The organism is Actinoplanes sp. NPDC051470, from assembly GCF_040682035.1.
Classification (GTDB): Bacteria; Actinomycetota; Actinomycetes; order Mycobacteriales; family Micromonosporaceae; genus Actinoplanes.
In genome coordinates, this window is record NZ_JBFBAA010000012.1 from 74,387 (window position 1) to 89,642 (window position 15,256).

General features: G+C 72.0%; 18 protein-coding genes. 10 read left to right on the forward strand and 8 right to left on the reverse strand.

Annotated elements, in window-relative coordinates:
* Positions 1-41 precede the first annotated feature (41 nt).
* Both AB0M54_RS21845 and AB0M54_RS21850 read right to left on the reverse strand, forming a co-directional pair.
* Complete coding sequence (locus tag AB0M54_RS21845) at positions 42-1,676, reverse strand: ATP-dependent DNA helicase RecQ (RefSeq protein WP_364473370.1); 1,635 nt, start codon at positions 1,674-1,676, stop codon at positions 42-44.
* 28 nt (positions 1,677-1,704) lie between these two features.
* On the reverse strand, positions 1,705-1,827 hold the full coding sequence (locus AB0M54_RS21850; protein ID WP_364473372.1) for a hypothetical protein: 123 nt from the start codon (positions 1,825-1,827) through the stop codon (positions 1,705-1,707).
* Between the two features lie 114 nt (positions 1,828-1,941).
* Between AB0M54_RS21850 and AB0M54_RS21855 the strand changes: the two genes are divergently transcribed.
* Positions 1,942-3,501, forward strand: a complete 1,560-nt coding sequence (locus AB0M54_RS21855) for a glycoside hydrolase family 3 N-terminal domain-containing protein (RefSeq protein ID WP_364473374.1) — start codon at positions 1,942-1,944, stop codon at positions 3,499-3,501.
* 66 nt (positions 3,502-3,567) lie between these two features.
* Here the strand turns inward: AB0M54_RS21855 and AB0M54_RS21860 are convergent, their stop codons facing one another.
* The gene (locus AB0M54_RS21860) at positions 3,568-3,849 is read right to left on the reverse strand and encodes a GNAT family N-acetyltransferase (protein ID WP_364473376.1); all 282 of its coding nucleotides are present in this window, start codon (positions 3,847-3,849) and stop codon (positions 3,568-3,570) included.
* Positions 3,850-3,891: 42 nt separating this feature from the next.
* On the opposite strand from AB0M54_RS21860, the gene AB0M54_RS21865 reads away from it, so the two are divergent.
* From AB0M54_RS21865 to AB0M54_RS21895, 7 genes are all read left to right on the forward strand, one after another.
* Positions 3,892-4,221 carry a hypothetical protein gene (locus tag AB0M54_RS21865; RefSeq protein ID WP_364473378.1) on the forward strand — a complete coding sequence of 110 codons (330 nt, stop codon included), beginning with the start codon at positions 3,892-3,894 and terminating at the stop codon, positions 4,219-4,221.
* 40 nt (positions 4,222-4,261) lie between these two features.
* Entirely contained in the window at positions 4,262-5,083 is an 822-nt protein-coding gene (locus AB0M54_RS21870) for a DUF1206 domain-containing protein (RefSeq protein ID WP_364323433.1), read from the forward strand.
* A 72-nt stretch (positions 5,084-5,155) separates the two neighbouring features.
* Positions 5,156-6,292 (forward strand): mechanosensitive ion channel domain-containing protein, encoded by a 1,137-nt coding sequence (locus AB0M54_RS21875; protein ID WP_364473545.1) that lies wholly within the window; start codon positions 5,156-5,158, stop codon positions 6,290-6,292.
* A 61-nt stretch (positions 6,293-6,353) separates the two neighbouring features.
* On the forward strand, positions 6,354-6,788 hold the full coding sequence (locus AB0M54_RS21880) for a phage holin family protein (RefSeq protein WP_364473380.1): 435 nt from the start codon (positions 6,354-6,356) through the stop codon (positions 6,786-6,788).
* On the forward strand, positions 6,785-7,195 hold the full coding sequence (locus AB0M54_RS21885; RefSeq protein WP_364323437.1) for a DUF3618 domain-containing protein: 411 nt from the start codon (positions 6,785-6,787) through the stop codon (positions 7,193-7,195). Before AB0M54_RS21880 ends, AB0M54_RS21885 begins: the two co-directional genes overlap by 4 nt.
* Positions 7,192-7,464 (forward strand): DUF4235 domain-containing protein, encoded by a 273-nt coding sequence (locus tag AB0M54_RS21890; RefSeq protein ID WP_364323439.1) that lies wholly within the window; start codon positions 7,192-7,194, stop codon positions 7,462-7,464. The genes AB0M54_RS21885 and AB0M54_RS21890 overlap by 4 nt, the downstream gene beginning before the upstream one ends.
* A 312-nt stretch (positions 7,465-7,776) precedes the next feature.
* Positions 7,777-7,980, forward strand: a complete 204-nt coding sequence (locus tag AB0M54_RS21895) for a cold-shock protein (protein ID WP_364323441.1) — start codon at positions 7,777-7,779, stop codon at positions 7,978-7,980.
* 106 nt (positions 7,981-8,086) lie between these two features.
* Here the strand turns inward: AB0M54_RS21895 and AB0M54_RS21900 are convergent, their stop codons facing one another.
* Together AB0M54_RS21900 and AB0M54_RS21905 are read right to left on the reverse strand one after the other, a co-directional pair.
* Positions 8,087-8,311, reverse strand: coding sequence for a hypothetical protein (locus AB0M54_RS21900; RefSeq protein ID WP_364323806.1), 225 nt, complete (start codon positions 8,309-8,311; stop codon positions 8,087-8,089).
* A 35-nt stretch (positions 8,312-8,346) separates the two neighbouring features.
* Entirely contained in the window at positions 8,347-9,324 is a 978-nt protein-coding gene (locus AB0M54_RS21905; protein ID WP_364323443.1) for an aldo/keto reductase, read from the reverse strand.
* A gap of 65 nt (positions 9,325-9,389) precedes the next feature.
* Between AB0M54_RS21905 and AB0M54_RS21910 the strand changes: the two genes are divergently transcribed.
* Both AB0M54_RS21910 and AB0M54_RS21915 read left to right on the forward strand, forming a co-directional pair.
* Complete coding sequence (locus AB0M54_RS21910) at positions 9,390-10,130, forward strand: trans-aconitate 2-methyltransferase (RefSeq protein ID WP_364473382.1); 741 nt, start codon at positions 9,390-9,392, stop codon at positions 10,128-10,130.
* A 67-nt stretch (positions 10,131-10,197) separates the two neighbouring features.
* Positions 10,198-11,217: an adenosine deaminase gene (locus AB0M54_RS21915; protein ID WP_364473384.1), complete on the forward strand. Its 1,020-nt coding sequence runs from the start codon at positions 10,198-10,200 to the stop codon at positions 11,215-11,217.
* A 35-nt stretch (positions 11,218-11,252) separates the two neighbouring features.
* On the opposite strand, the gene AB0M54_RS21920 is transcribed toward AB0M54_RS21915, so the two are convergent.
* The 3 genes from AB0M54_RS21920 to AB0M54_RS21930 form a co-directional block, all read right to left on the reverse strand.
* Positions 11,253-11,411 (reverse strand): hypothetical protein, encoded by a 159-nt coding sequence (locus AB0M54_RS21920; protein ID WP_364323449.1) that lies wholly within the window; start codon positions 11,409-11,411, stop codon positions 11,253-11,255.
* Positions 11,412-11,469: 58 nt separating this feature from the next.
* On the reverse strand, positions 11,470-13,584 hold the full coding sequence (locus AB0M54_RS21925; RefSeq protein WP_364473386.1) for an RICIN domain-containing protein: 2,115 nt from the start codon (positions 13,582-13,584) through the stop codon (positions 11,470-11,472).
* A 277-nt stretch (positions 13,585-13,861) separates the two neighbouring features.
* Positions 13,862-15,256, reverse strand: coding sequence for a HAMP domain-containing sensor histidine kinase (locus AB0M54_RS21930; protein ID WP_364323808.1), 1,395 nt, complete (start codon positions 15,254-15,256; stop codon positions 13,862-13,864).

Genomic DNA, 15,256 nt, shown 5'->3' on the forward strand with positions numbered 1-15,256 from the left:
CCGACATTCTTGCGCCCGTCCACAGCCGGTGGCCGAAACGACTACATAACGGTGAGCAGGTCGTTGGCGACGACGACAGGCACCGAGAGGGTCTTGTAGCCGACCTCGTCGAACAGGACGGTCATGCGTTCCTCCTCGTAGCCCATCACCATGCCGGGACCCCATTCCTCGTGACGCACCTTGGCGTGCACCCTGAACGGCTGGGCGGACGAGGGGGCCGGCGGGGCGGTGGCCGGCGCGGCGCAGTTGTCGCAGTGCCCGCAGGGTGACTTCATGATCTCGCCGAAGTAGGCGAGCAGGGCCTGCGTACGGCAGGCCTGGGTCTCGGCGAACGCGCGCATCATGTCGGTGCGGGACCGCTGCACGACCTGCTGCCGTTCGTACTCGTCCACCGCGGCCTCGGCCGCCGCGGCCGGGAGCGGCGCGAACACCGGGACCGTCCACTTGTTGCGGTCGCCGGCCGTCGCCGCGCCCACCTGTTCCAGCAGGCCGAGCATCGACCCGAGCTTGCGCGGCCCCAGCCCGGTCTTCTCCTTGAGCGCCGTCTTCGTCTGTGCCCCGTCACGCAGCGCCGCCGCCAGCTCGCGGATCTCCACCAGGTCGGGCGCCCCGCCGCTGAAGAACCGCTGGATGGCCTCGTCCTCGGACCGCCACAGCAGCAGCGCCCGGGAATCCAGGTCGTCGCGCCCGGCCCGGCCGATCTCCTGGAAGTACGCGTCCGGCGACCCGGGCAGGGCCACGTGGGCGACCCATCGGATGTTCGGCTTGTCGATGCCCATCCCGAACGCCGACGTGGCGACCATGATGTCCACTTTGTCGGCGTGAAAATCGGCCTGGCGTGACGTGCGGTCGGAAGCCGGTAGGCCGCCGTGGTAGAAGGTGGCGCTGTAGCCGGACGCGGTCAAGGAAGCCGCGAGTTCCTCGGCGGAGCGCCGGGTGGCCACGTAGATGATCCCCGGTGGCGGCGCCGAGTCGAGCAGGGCGTGCAGCTTGCGGGTCCGATACGACTCGTCGGGGCAGTACGCCACCTCGAGGAACAGGTTGCGCCGGTCCAGCCCGGACACGTGCACCTCGGGCTTGCGTAGCTGGAGCCGCGCGATGATGTCGTCGCGCACCGGCGGCGACGCGGTGGCCGTGAGCGCCAGCACCGGCGGCCGGCCGATGCCCTTGATCAGGTGTCCGATGGAGAGGTAGTCGGGCCGGAAGTCGTGTCCCCAGGCCGAGATGCAGTGCGCCTCGTCCACCGCGACCAGGCCGGGCCTGAGCGCCCGCACCTCGGCCATCCGGTCGGGGTCGCTGAGCTGCTCGGGCGTGATGAACAGGAACTCGGCCCGGCCGGACCGGATCTCCTCGATCGCCGCGCGCTGCTGGGCCGGCGACTCGGCCGAGCTGACCCGCACGGCGCGGGTGGCGGGGGAGCCGAGCGCGTTCAGCGCGAGGATCTGGTCCTGCTGCAGGGCCAGCAACGGCGAGATGACCACCGTCGGGCCGGGCAGCAGCACCGCCGGGATCTGGTAGATCGCCGACTTGCCGGCGCCGGTGGGCAGGACCACCAGGGTGTCCTTGCGGCGCAGCACGGCACGCATCGGTTTGAACTGACCGGGGCGCAGCGAGGGCCAGCCGAAGTACTTGCGGGCGACGCGGCGCAGACGGGGTCCGTAGACGGGAAGCTTCATCGAGCGTGCCGGATACCCGCGCCGGCCGCTACTTGAACATGCGCCGGATCGCCCAGACCAGGATCAGCACGGCCAAGGCGATACCCAGCAGTTTGACCGCGTGCACCTGGGACCAGTCGACCCCGGAGCCGGCCGCGAGCGGTGTGTCCACGGGGTGAGTCTACGGGTGCCCCTTCTTACACTTCTAATAGGAAGGTTTGTTGACTAAATCGACACGGGGTGTTTCCATAGCTATCGACCACGATCCGGACGGTACGGGGGACACATGCCGCAGCCGAGCGACGACCTGACGCATCTCGCCGGGGCCGTGCTCCAGCCGGGCTTCCACGGGACCCGGGCCCCCGACTGGGTGCGGCGCATGCTGGCCGAGGGGCTCGGCGGCGTGGCGCTGTTCGCCCGCAACGTGGAGTCGCCGGCCCAGGTGGCCGCGCTGACCGCCGAGCTGCGGGCCGAGCGCCCCGAGGTGATCGTGGCCATCGACGAGGAGGCGGGTGACGTCACCCGCTTCGAGTCGCGGCTGGGCAGCTCCCGACCCGGCAACCTGGCGCTGGGCGCCATCGACGACCCGGCGCTGACCGAGGCGGTCGCCCGTGACCTGGGCCGCGACCTGGCGCATGCCGGCATCACGCTCGACTACGCCCCCGACGTCGACGTCAACAGCAACCCCAAGAACCCGATCATCGGCGTACGCGCGTTCGGCGCCGACCCGGCCCTGGTGGCCCGGCACTCGGCCGCCTTCGTGACCGGCCTCCAGGCCTCCGGCGTGGCCGCCTGCGCCAAGCACTTCCCCGGTCACGGCGACACCGCGGTCGACTCGCACCACGCCGTGCCGTTGATCGACCGCGGCCGGGCCGAGCTGGAGTCGGTCGAGCTGGTCCCGTTCCGGGCCGCGGTGGCGGCCGGCGTCCAGTCGGTGATGACCGGCCACCTGCTCGTGCCCGCCTACGACCCGGACGTCCCGGCCACCCTCAGCCCGCGCATCCTCACCGGGCTGCTGCGCGAGGAGCTCGGGTACGACGGCCTGATCGTCACCGACGGCATCGAGATGCAGGGCGTGTCCCGGACGTACGGGCTGGCCGGCGCCACCGTGCGTGCCCTGGCGGCCGGCGCCGACGCGATCTGCGTGGGTGGCGACCACGCCGACGAGGCCACCGCGATCGCCCTGCGGGACGCGATCGTGGCCGCCGTCCGCAGCGGGGAGCTGCCCGAGGCGCGCCTGCGGGACGCCGCCGGGCGGGTCAACCGGCTGGCCGCCTGGACCGCCGAGACCCAGACCCGAACCGGCGCCCGCGCGGTGGCCGACGCGCTTTCCATCGGCAAGGTCGCCGCCTCGGTGATCGGGCTGGCCGCGGCCCGCCGCGCGGTCCGGGTGACCGGCGCCGGGGACATGCTGCCGCTCGCCGCCCCGCCGCACGTGGTCGAGTTCGCGCCGCCGCGGAACATCGCGATCGGCGCCGAGACGCCCTGGGGGCTCGGCATCCCGCTGCACGACCTGCTGCCCGGAACCACCTCGCTGCGGCTCAGCGAGGACGACCTGGGCGGCCTGGCCGAGCCGGAGTCCCGGGTCCTGGCCGGCCTCGGTGGCCGCCCGCTCGTGCTGGTGGTCCGCGACCTGCACCGGCACCCCTGGGTGGCCGACGCGGTGGCGCGCACGCTGGCGGTCTGCCCGGGCGCGATCGTGGTCGAGATGGGCCTGCCCGAGCGGGTGACCGGGGCGGTGCACCTGGCGACCTACGGCGCCACCCGCGCCTGCGGCCAGGCCGCGGCCGAGATCATCGCCGGCACCAGCGTCCCGGCGCCGGCCAAGCAGCCGGTCGCCGCCTGACCGATCAGTGGTAGCCGGGCCCGGCATCCGGGGCCCGAATACCGGGCCCGGCTACCACTGAGAAGGTCAGTCCTCGAGGATGTCGTCCCAGTCGTGGTGGGTCGACACGTACTTGGCGAAGAACGGGCAGGCCGGCACGACCCGCGCGCCGGTCGAACGAAGGTGGTCGAGGGTGAGCCGGGCCAGCCGGCCGCCCAGGCCCTGACCCTGGTGGGCCGGGTCGACCTCACTGTGGGTGATCACGGTGATGCCGTCGCGCACCCGATAGGCGGCCAGGCCGGCCTGGGCGCCGTCCACGATCAACTCGAAGCGGTGTTCCGCGGGGTTGTCACGCACGCTGACGTCCATCTTCCGAGCATAGGGTCGCTTTCACCTCGTACATTGGGATGGGTGTTGAAGACCACGGCCTCGCGCCGCGCCGCCTTGCTCACGACCGCCATCCTCGCGCTCGCCCCGCTCGCCGCCTGCGGCAACGACAACGTCGACTGCGGGCTCAACCAGTGCACGGTCACCATCCAGCGGGAGACCGACGCCTCCGCCAGCGTGCTCGGCGTGGAGGCGAAATTCATCAGCGCCGACCAGAACACGGTGACGCTCGAGGTGGCCGGCGAGCAGGTCCAGCTGACCAAGGGACAGCAGGCGGTCGACGTGGCCGGGTTGCAGGTGGCGCTGAACACGGTGACCCAGGACGACGTGTCATTCCAGGTGAGCCGCCCGTAGACAGGTTTGGCGAGAGTGGCCGCTGGTGACTTAAAGGCCCATGTCAGCCACTGCACAAGCACGAAGCTCGGCCTCGCGCGCGGCCAACAGCAAACCGCTGGAGATGCTCGCGCGCGGCGGCTTCATCGCGTACGGCGTCATCCACCTGTTGTTCGCGTGGCTGGCGCTCCAGGTCGCGTTCGGCAACTCGTCGGGCGAGACCGACCAGTCCGGCGCCCTCCAGGCCATCGCCCAGAGCCCGGGCGGCAAGTTCTCGCTCGTCCTGATCGCCATCGGCATGGGCGCGATGGCGATCTGGCAGGTCTTCGAGGCCGCGATCGGGGAGAGCGGGCCGCAGGACAAGCAGGCCGTCGCCGAGCGGGTGATCAGCGGCTTCCGGGCCATCCTGTACGGCTACTTCACCGTGATCACGATCAAGACGATCACCGGCGCGCAGGCCTCGCAGTCGCAGAACCAGCAGTCCTCCGCGTCGAACATGATGAGCAGCGGCGGTGGCCGGTTCCTGGTCGGGTTCATCGGCCTCGTGGTGGTCGGTGTCGGCGTGGGGCTGGCGATCTACGGCTACAAGAAGAAGTTCGAGAAGCACCTCAACACCGGCCGGATGAGCCCGCAGGTGCACCGGACCGTCGGCCGGCTCGGCAAGGCGGGTTACATCAGCAAGGGTGTGGCGTACGCCATCGCCGGTGCGCTCTTCACGGCCGCGGCGGTCACGATCGACGCGGAGAAGGCCGGTGGCCTCGACTCGGCGCTGAAGACGCTGGCCGGCACCGCCTGGGGCCCGTGGCTGCTCGGCCTGATCGCGCTGGGCATCGCCTGCTTCGGCGTCTACTGCTTCTTCCAGGCCAAGTTCCGTAAGGTCTGATCTTGAGTGAACCGGCGGCCGCGAAACGTGGCCGCCGTTTCCATGTGGTGTGATGCCGCAGTGAACGGCGTAATGACCGCCCTGCTCGCGGTCGTGGTGGCCGCCGGCGCCGCGCTGGTGCTGGTCGAGGCCATCCATCTGCTCGTCCAGCGGCTCGGCCGCCGGTCGGTGCTGTGGGCCGACCTGGCCCGGACGGCGCACAACCCGTTCCGGGCCCTGGTCGTGCTGTACGGCGTCCGGCTCGCCCTGCAGATCGGCGTCGAGGACTTCGGCGGCCGCCGGATCGTGCTGCACCTGTTGCTGCTGGCCCTGATCGCGGCCGCCGCCTGGCTGATCGCGGCGCTGCTGCTGGTCGTCGAGGACTTCGCGCTCACCAGGTGGCGCACCGACGTCCCGGACAATCTCCGCGCGCGGCGGCTCAAGACCCAGGTCGTGATGCTGCGCCGGGTCACCGTCGCGGCGATCGTGGTGCTCACCGCCGGCGTGATGCTGATGACCTTCCCCGGCGTACGCGCCCTCGGGGCCAGCGTCGTCGCCTCGGCCGGCGTGATCAGCGTGGTGGCCGCCCTGGCCGCGCAGAGCACGCTTGGGAACGTCTTCGCGGGGCTGCAGCTGGCGTTCAGCGACGCGGTGCGGGTCGACGACGTGGTGGTGGTCGAGAACGAGTGGGGCCGGATCGAGGAGCTCACCCTCACCTACGTCGCGGTGCAGATCTGGGACGACCGCCGGCTGATCCTGCCGACCTCGTACTTCACCACCAAGCCGTTCCAGAACTGGACCCGGACCGGCTCGGCGGTGCTCGGCACGGCCGAGGTGGACGTGGACTGGTCGGCGCCGGTCGAGGACCTGCGCGTCGAGCTGCGGCGGGTGGTCGGGCTCAGCGCGCTCTGGGACGGCCGGGTGTGCGTGCTCCAGGTGACCGACGCGACCGGCGGCATGATCCGGCTGCGCGCGCTGGTCAGCGCGGCCGACGCGGGCGCGTTGTGGGATTTGCGGTGCCTGGTCCGCGAGCGTCTGGTGAGCTGGGTGTGGGAGAACCGGCCGGGCTCGTTGCCGCGGCTGCGGGCGGACACCGATCCTCCTGGTCCGCCGGCGGCCGCTCCGGCCGTGGCGGATGGCGCGAAACACGACGATCAGGTCTTCGCCGGCGGGACCGACGGTGACCAGCGCGGCGCGGCCTTCGGAGGCGGCGCCGACGAACCGCGTTGAGCAGGAGGATTGCTTCTTCGCACTCCGGGGCATACACCCGACACAGGGAAAGGAGGACAGCATGGCGGATGTCCTGAACGGCAGCGCGGGTCGCAAGCCCGGCGAACAGTCCACGTCCGAACTGGTGCAGCGCGCCAGCGAACAGATCACCTTGCTCGTCCGTGACGAGCTCGCGCTCGCCAAGGCCGAGTTGGCCGAGAAGGGCAAGCACGCCGGGATCGGCATCGGGCTCTTCGGTGGCGGCGGGGTGCTCGCGCTGTACGGTGTGGGCGCGCTCATCGCGACCGGGATCATCGCGCTGAGCCTGGTACTGCCGCTGTGGCTGGCCGCACTGATCGTCACGGTGGTGTTGTTCGCGGTGGCGGGTGTTCTGGCCCTGCTAGGTAAGAAGCAGGTGACCCAGGCGGTGCCGCCGGGTCCGGAGGCGGCCATCGAGAGCGTGAAGGCGGATGTCGACGAAGTGAAGCACGCGGTCAAGGACAGGAGCCGGGCATGAGCGAGAAGAGCGGCGCGCCCGGGCAGAACGGCAAGCCGGACGTGGCGGCGCTGCGCGCCGAGATCGCGCAGACACGGGCCGAGCTCGGCGAGACCGTGCAGGCACTCGCGGCCAAGGCGGACGTCAAGGCTCGGGCCAAGGAACAGGTGGAACAGACCAAGCAGCGGGTCAAGACGCAGGCCGCCGAGGCCGGTCAGAAGGCGCTCGACGCGGTGCACCTGGCCGGAAACCGGGTCAAGGACGCGGCCGGCCAGGCCGGCGACAAGGCCCGCGAGACGGTCGCGCAGGTGCAGGAATCGGACTCGGTGGAGCAGGTACGCCGCCGGCCGATCCCGTTCCTGGCCATCGCGGCCGGGGTCGCGGCCGTGGTCGGCGTGATCCTGGTGGTGCGGGGGAGTCGCCGATGAGCGGGAAGCTGAACAAGATCGCGTACAAGCCGGTGGGCCTGCTTCTCGGCATCGCCGCCGGTTCCATCGCGGGCTTCGCCTTCAAGCAGGTGTGGAAGCTCGTCGAGGGCGAGGACGACGCGCCCAACGCGACCGACGAGGACCGCAGCTGGGGCGAGATCCTGGCCGCCGCGGCGATCCAGGGCGTCATCTTCTCGGTGGTCAAGGCCGCCGTGGACCGTGGCGGGGCGGTCGGCGTCCGCCGGCTGACGGGCGAGTGGCCGGATTAGCAACACGTAGAGTGATTGACCGTGGTCAAGGTCCTCCGCGACGCTCCGTCGATGTGGGGGACCTTTTCCGTATCTGCCATGGTTTCTTCGAATGTCGCCGAGGGCAGCTTCCACGCCCGGTTTTCGGGTACAGTGTGCCCAGTTTTTGCGTACGTGGTGTGCTGCTCCGCACGCCTCCGAGATGCCATCCAGGGACCTCGGCGGACGAGCGGATGGGACGTCCTCTGGAAAGGCCGCCTCACTGGCGCCGCTGCTCGAAAACGGACATCGGCCCCTAGCATCACGGGCCGGCATTTTCAGAAGGAGAACAGCATGGCAACAGGTGCGGTGAAGTGGTTCAACGCAGACAAGGGCTTCGGCTTTATCACCGTCGACGGCGGGGGTGCTGACGTTTTCGTCCACTTCTCGGCCATCCAGACGTCGGGCTACCGGACTCTGGAAGAGAACCAGCGGGTCGAGTTTGAGATCGCCCAGGGCCAGAAGGGTCCCCAGGCGGAGCAGGTTCGCCCGATCTGAGACCACTAGCCGGCGACGACGTCGGCTGTCGGCTCCAGCGCGCGGGAGCTGACCGACACACAAGCGCCCCGCCTCCCATGGATGGAAGGCGGGGTGCTTGCGTTCGCTAGCGGGGCGGGGGCTGCTCCTCGGCCTGACGCGCCAGCTCGGCCCGCTTGGCCTGGTTGCGCCGGCGGGTGCCCAGCACCAGCAGCACCAGCCCGGCCACGGCCACCACCGGACCCACGATCGCCCACAGTGTCACGCCGGACATCGCGCTGCCGCCGACCAGGTCGAGGCCCTGCAGTGTCCACAAGCCACCGAGGACGAGCAGCAGCAGACCGATCGTCATCGGGGTCCAGCCGACCAGCTTCGGCTTCGCCTCGCCTACCACCGGTCGTGCACCTGAGGCCGGACGACCTCGTCGTAGATCCCGCGGACCGCCTGCAGCACCTCGGGATCGAGCGGCGGCAGCCCGGCCACCGCGGCATTCGCGCGGGCCTGCTCGGGGTTGCGGGCGCCCGGGATGACCACCGTGACGCCGGGCTGGTCGATGACCCAGCGCAGCGCGAGCTGCGCCATCGTCTCGCCGTCGCGGACCAGCGGGCGCAGCCGCTCGACCGTGGCCAGCCCGGTCGCGTAGTCCACACCGGAGAACGTCTCGCCGACGTCGAACGCCTCGCCGTTCCGGTTGTAGTTGCGGTGGTCGTCGGCCGCGAACGTGGTGTTCGCGTCGTACCGGCCGGAGAGCAGACCGCTGGCCAGCGGCACCCGGGCGATGATGCCGACGCCCGCCTCCCGCGCCGCGGGCAGCACCTGCTCGAGCGGCTTGAGGCGCAGCGCGTTCAGGATGATCTGCACGCTCGCCGTGTTCGGCCGGGCGATCGCGGCCAGCGCCTGGTCGGTGGTCTCGACGCTGACCCCGTACGCCGCGATCCGCTTCTCCTGCACCAACAGGTCGAGCGCGTCGTAGGTGGCGTCCGTCGAGAACACCGGCGTCGGCGGGCAGTGCAGCTGCACCAGGTCGAGGGTGTCGACGCCGAGGTTGGCGCGGGACCGGTCGGTCCAGGCGCGGAAGTTGTCGAGCGAGTAGTTCGCCACCTCCTGCGCCATCCGCCGGCCCATCTTCGTGGCCACGAACAGCCCCGGCCGGTCCTTGACGAACGAGCCGATGATCTGCTCGCTGCGGCCGTCGCCGTACACGTCGGCGGTGTCGATGAAGGTGACCCCGGCGTCGACGGCCGCGGCCAGCGTGGCGTGCGCGTCGTCCTCGGTCACCGTGCCCCAGTCGGCGCCCAGCTGCCAGGCGCCGAGCCCGATCACCGAGGCGTCCCGTCCGATCCTTCGAAAGCTGCGATTTTCCACGGCTTGAGCCTATCCCTCGCGGTGCTAGAGTCCTGCAAGACGTACGTACGGTTTGGAGTCGCGCCGTGTGGGACCCCACCCTTTATCAGCGGTACGGAGATGAGCGCTCGCGTCCGTTCTTCGATCTGGTGGCCCGCGTGGGCGCCGAGAAGCCCCGGGCCGTGGTGGATCTCGGCTGCGGGCCGGGTGCGCTCACGGCCGCCCTCGCCCGGCGGTGGCCCGGCGCCCGGGTGACCGGCGTCGACTCGTCGCCCGAGATGATCGCGGAAGCGACCAGGGTGATCGACGCCGAACTGGGCGACGTGCGGGAGTGGCGGCCGGCGCCGGACGTCGACGTGCTGGTCACCAACGCGACGCTGCAGTGGGTGCCCGGGCACGAAGACCTGCTGGTCCGATGGGCGGCCCAACTGCCCGCCGGCGCCTGGATCGCGATGCAGGTGCCCGGCAACTTCGACGCGCCGTCCCACCGGGCCCTCCGCGAGCTCGGCGCCGGCTACGGCCTGGGCGAGGTGCTGCGCGAGGCGCCGGTCCTCGATCCGGCCGGCTACGCGGCCCTGTTCGGCGGCGCGGTCGACGCCTGGGAGACCACGTATCTCCACCTCCTCCCCGAGACTGGGCCCGATCACCCGGTGCTGCGCTGGATGGAGGGCACCGCGCTGCGCCCGGTCCGGGCGGGGCTGGACGACGCGGCATGGCAGGATTTCCGGGGTGCCCTGGCCGCCCGGCTGGCCGCCGCCTACCCGGCGCGCGACGGTCGCGTGGCCTTCCCGTTCCGCCGCGTCTTCGTGGTGGCCCGAACGCCGTAGTGGTAGGAACGGGCGGCATCCGCGCCCGGAATACCGCGCTGAGCTACCACTGAGCTGAGGAGACGCCGTGACCGACCTGACCGCCTTCATCGCCGGGCTGCCCAAGGCCGAGCTGCACGTGCACCACGTCGGCTCGGCCTCGCCGCGGATCGTGGCCGAGCTGGCCGCCCGGCACGAGGGGTCCTCGCCGGTGCCGGCCGACCCGGCGGCGCTCGCCGACTACTTCGCGTTCCGCGACTTCGCCCATTTCATCGAGATCTACCTGAGCGTCGTCGACCTGATCCGGGACGACGAGGACGTGCGGATGCTGACCTACGAGATCGGCCGCGAGCTGGCCCGCGGTCAGGTGCGGTACGCCGAGCTGACCGTCACGCCGTACTCCAGCGTCCGCCGCGGCATCCCGGCCCCCGCGTTCTGCGACGCCATCGAGGACGCCCGGAAGGCGGCGGCCAAGGAGTTCGGGGTCGAGCTGCGCTGGTGCTTCGACATCCCGGGCGAGGCCGGCCTGGCCGCGGCCGAGGAGACGCTGCGCATCGCGCTCGACGAGCGGCCGGACGGGCTGATCAGTTTCGGGCTCGGCGGGCCCGAGATCGGGGTGCCGCGGCCGCAGTTCAAACCGTACTTCGACCAGGCCCGCGCGGCCGGTCTGCACAGCGTCCCGCACGCCGGCGAGACCACCGGCCCGGAGACCGTCTGGGCTGCGCTGCGTGACCTTGGGGCCGAGCGGATCGGGCACGGCATCTCCGCCGCCCAGGACCCGGCGCTGATGGCCCACCTGGCCGAGCACGGCATTCCGCTGGAGGTGTGCCCGACCTCCAACGTGCGCACCCGGGCGGTGGCCGACCTGGCCGAACACCCGCTGCCGGCGCTGGTCGCGGCCGGGGTCCGGGTCACCATCAACTCCGACGACCCGCCGATGTTCGGCACCACCATCGAGCAGGAGTACGCCGTGGCCGCCCGCCTGCTCGACCTGGACCAGGCCGGGGTGGCCGCGCTGGCCAAGGCGGCCGTCGAGGCGTCCTTCCAGCCCGCCGACGACCGCGCCCGGCTGTCCGCCGCGATCGACGACTACACAGCGGCGTTCTAGCGAACCGCGCGACCCGGAGTGACCGGACCGCGCGGTCAGAACCGCAGGGCGTAGAGCGGTTCCTGCCAGATCGCCAGCACGGCGAGAATGCCCAGGGTCAGCACGACCGCCCAGCGGATCAGGCGCCGCTTGCGGAAGCGGGGCTCGAACTCGTCCTCGTCGGTGATCGGGTCCACCCGCACATCGGTCTTCATCTGCGTCGTCTCCTCTCCCCGGCCGGCCGCCGGGTTCTCCGCGCCGGGAGCGTGCCGGTCAGGCCGGCACCGCCGCCCAGCTCTGGTGCCGGGATTCGTTGCCGTTCTGGAGCACCAGCACGCGTTGCGCGCCGAACCGCTGCTCACCCACCCCGACGAACAGGTCGCCGGTCGTGGTGCGCAGGGTGAAACCGTAGGCCGACTGGCGCAGCGTCCACAGGGCCGTCGCCGTCCCCTCGCAGTCGGACTGCACCAGCGGCGTGCCGGCGACCGGGTTGCCGCTCAGCGGCATCGCACACTTGCCGGTCGCCTTGGACCTCAGCGAGAAGTCGCCACCCGACCCGGGCACCAGCATCCACTGCTGCTGGGCGTCGCCGTCCGAGCCGCTCAGCGTGATCGCCGTGCCGTTCGCGGTGCGGGCCGCGTAGAGGTCGGCGGCGCCGCCGGTCAGCGCGTTCTCCAGGACGAACCAGGAGTTCTGGGTGGGCCGGGCGGCCGGCAGGGTGCGGGCCTCGGCCTTGGCCCGGAACTTGAGCGCGGCGTTGTTGATCGTCACCTGGTAGGCGGTGCCCGGCCGCAACCCGATCAGGCCGGCCCGGGTCGCCTTGGTGGTGGCGATGGTCACGCCGTCCACGGCCACCTCGTACGTGGCGTCGGGCGCGGCGGCGGCCCAGGTCAGCCGGACCGAGTTGTTGGTCGCGTCGCGTACCTCGAGGAACGCCGGGGCCGGCGCGGCCGGCGCCTGGAGCTGCTTGGCCGGCGGGCCGGACGCGGCCGGCGCCGGTCCCGACGGCCCGGCGCCCGGCGGGGGAACAGCGTCGCCCCCGCCGTCCGACTCGTCGCCCCCGGCCGCCTGCGACGGCCCGGCCGACGGCTTCCCGGGCGGCGAGGCGGACCCGCCGGGAACCGCGCCGGGCGCGTCCGGGACGTCGTCGCCGCCGTCGCCGCGCAGCAGGAACTCGCTCTGCGCCACGTTCCAGTTCTCGGCCAGCCAGCTGTTCTTCGGCGGGTTGGTGCTGAAGTAGTCGTCGTGCCCGCAGTCCAGCCGGTTCTCGTTCTTCTTCGGGCAGCGCTGGCGCACCGTCGCCCCGGACCGGTCCGGGTGGCACATCAGGTCGAAGTCGTCCGTGCAGCTGCCGCCGCCGGACGAGTTCGGCGAGGTCAGCAGGGCCGCGCCGAGCGAGCGGGTGAGCTGCTGGGCGGCCGCCACGGTGCTCCAGCAGCCGGCGTCGACCCGGGCGTACGACGGGCCGCCGTTGTTGCGGTTGCCCCCGCCGGGCCGGTTGTCGGCCACGAACGTGCTGATCCCGCAGTAGCGGTAGGCGTCGGAGAACAGCAGGTACTTGCGGTCGGTGCGGTTGTAGCCGAGGTCGGACAGCGCCTTCACGGTCTGCGGGAACGTGTCCAGCCCGTGCAACGGCACCTGCACCTCGGCCACGTCGACCCGGCAGGACGGGGTGGCTACGTACCGGATGTGCCGGGAGCCGCCGGTCTCGGCCGCCGACGCGTCGTAGATCGCGTCCACCCCGGCCGCCCAGTTCCGGATCGAGCCCACGAAGTCGGTGAAGCGGCTCGGCGTGCCGAGCGCGTGCACGTAGACGACCTGGACCCGGTTGCCGTCCCGGCCGTCGCCGGTGCAGGCCACGCCGTGGTTGCCCATCACGAAGTCGGCGTCGCCCGGCGCGGCGTCCGGCACCAGCGCCGGCTTGCCCTCGGCGAGCAGGCTGCCGCCCTCGTCCCGGACGATCTCGGCGTCCGAGGGCACCTTGGCCGCCTCACGTCGCGGCGGGACCGGCTCGGCCGCCTTCGCGGTCACCGGGACCACCGCGCGGGTGACCTTCAGGCCGGTCGGCGCCGGGTCGGGGCCGTGGGTGCAGGTCAGCGCGTCCAGCTCGTACGCCCCGGCGCACACCGAGCCCTCCGAGGCCGGCTTCAGGCCCTGGTAGATCAGCCCCTGCGCGGGCCGGTCGGTCTGCGCGGCGGCGAGCCGGACCGCCTGGCCCCGCGGCGGGTCGCCGCCGGAGCGCCCGGCCTCGATCATGCTCGGGCCGGCGATCGCGGCCGTGCCCAGGACGGCGACACCGACCGCGATCGGGAAGAGGTGTTTCCGTAGCCGCTTGGGAATTCTCCGCAGGGCGGCTCCGCGCAACGCATTCCGTCGGTGCGCGGACAAGAGAACATCTCCTCGGTGGGCGGCCGGGCGGTCGGGTGCGCGGTGGGTGGCGGTCATGGGGTTTCCGCCTCCCACCGCTCGGTGGCTACGCCGGCCCTGATCTCGGGGACGTTCTGGCGTCGGACCGGCAAGCCGGATGGGATCGGTCAAAAGCGTGCCAGCCCGGGACCGCGAGCGGAACGCCTTTAATACAGTTCTAAGCAAGTCGTCTACCGTCCGGAGTAATACGCCCACGGTGTGTTTCAGATCCGAGTGCTGGGGGGTCCACTGGGTCCGATCAGTGCGGCCGGCGCCTCCGGATGGTCTCGCGTTCTCGGGCCAGTCTTCCTATCAGACCGAAGCGGCTGGCCTGTTTCGGGGGCGCTTCCGCGTCGGCCAGCAACATCACCACGCTGGCCCCGCCGAGCGCGGCCCGGTCCAGGCTGACCGAGCCGCCGGTGGACTGGGCCGCCCGCCGCGCGATGTCCAGGCCCAGGCCGGTCGAGCCCTGGTTGCTCTCGCCGCGCTTCATCGCCCGTTCCGGGTCGGGGATGCCCGCGCCGGCGTCGTCCACCCGCAGCGCCACCCAGCCGTCCCGGCGGGACAGGCCCACCTCGAACGCGGTGCCCTGCGGGGTGTAGCGGAAGACGTTGCCCAGCACCGCGTCGAGCGCCGCCGCCAGTTCGGGCCGGGCCACCGGCACCGGCACCCGGGTGCTGGCGCCGACCACCTGGTACGGCCGGTTCTGGTCGCCGGCCAGCGCCGACCAGAACTGCATCCGCTCGCGGACCACCTCGGCGGCGTCGCACATGCCCACCTCGGGCGCGGAGGCGACCTGCTTGGCCACCGCCTGGCGGGTGGTGGTGATCAGGTCGTCGACCTCGCCCTCGAGCGTGGCGATGGCCACCCGGATGCGCCGGATGCCGCGGCGGCGGTCGAGCTCGGCCGCGGAGAACTGGCCGATCTGGGTGTCGTCCGGGTCGAGCGCCTCGGCGTCCAGGCGTAGCGCGGTCAGCGGGGTGCGCAGCCGATGGGACAGGTCGGCGACCATCTCGCGCTCGCTGGTGCGGGACGTGACCAGGCGGTCGGCCATCCGGTTGAAGGCGTACCCGGCCTCGGCCAGTTCGCGCGGGCCGGAGGGCTGGATGCGTACGCCCAGATCGCCGCCGCCCACCCGCAGCGCCGCCTGCACCAGGTTGCGCGCCGACATCACCGCGCCCCGGGCCAGCCGGTCGACCACGATCACCGAGCCGAGCACCAGGATCAGCGCGATCCCGACCAGCGTCCACAGGTCACGCGCCGTGCCCGCGGACAGCTCACTCTGCGGTACGAAGACCTCGATCACCGAGGTACGCCCGGCCACCGTCACCGGGCGCAGATGGACCAGCCCGTCGTCGGTGCCGACCAGCTGCGTCCCGGCCGTCGTGGCCGCCTTCGTCACGTCGGCGGCGGTCGCCCTGGTGCCGGCCGTGGTGTTCGGCGCGTGCACGACCAGATCGCCACCGGCCGACTGCACGGCCGCGTTGATGCCACCCCGGCCGGCGCCCGCGATGAGCGCGCCGGCGACCACGGAACTCTGCCGTTCCGCGGTGGCCACGGCCTTGTCCCGGTGGTCCGAACGGAGTTCCCAGCCCAGCGGGACGAGGAAGGCGAGGGCGGCGACGCCGGTCGTGGCGGCGGTGACCCAGGCCAG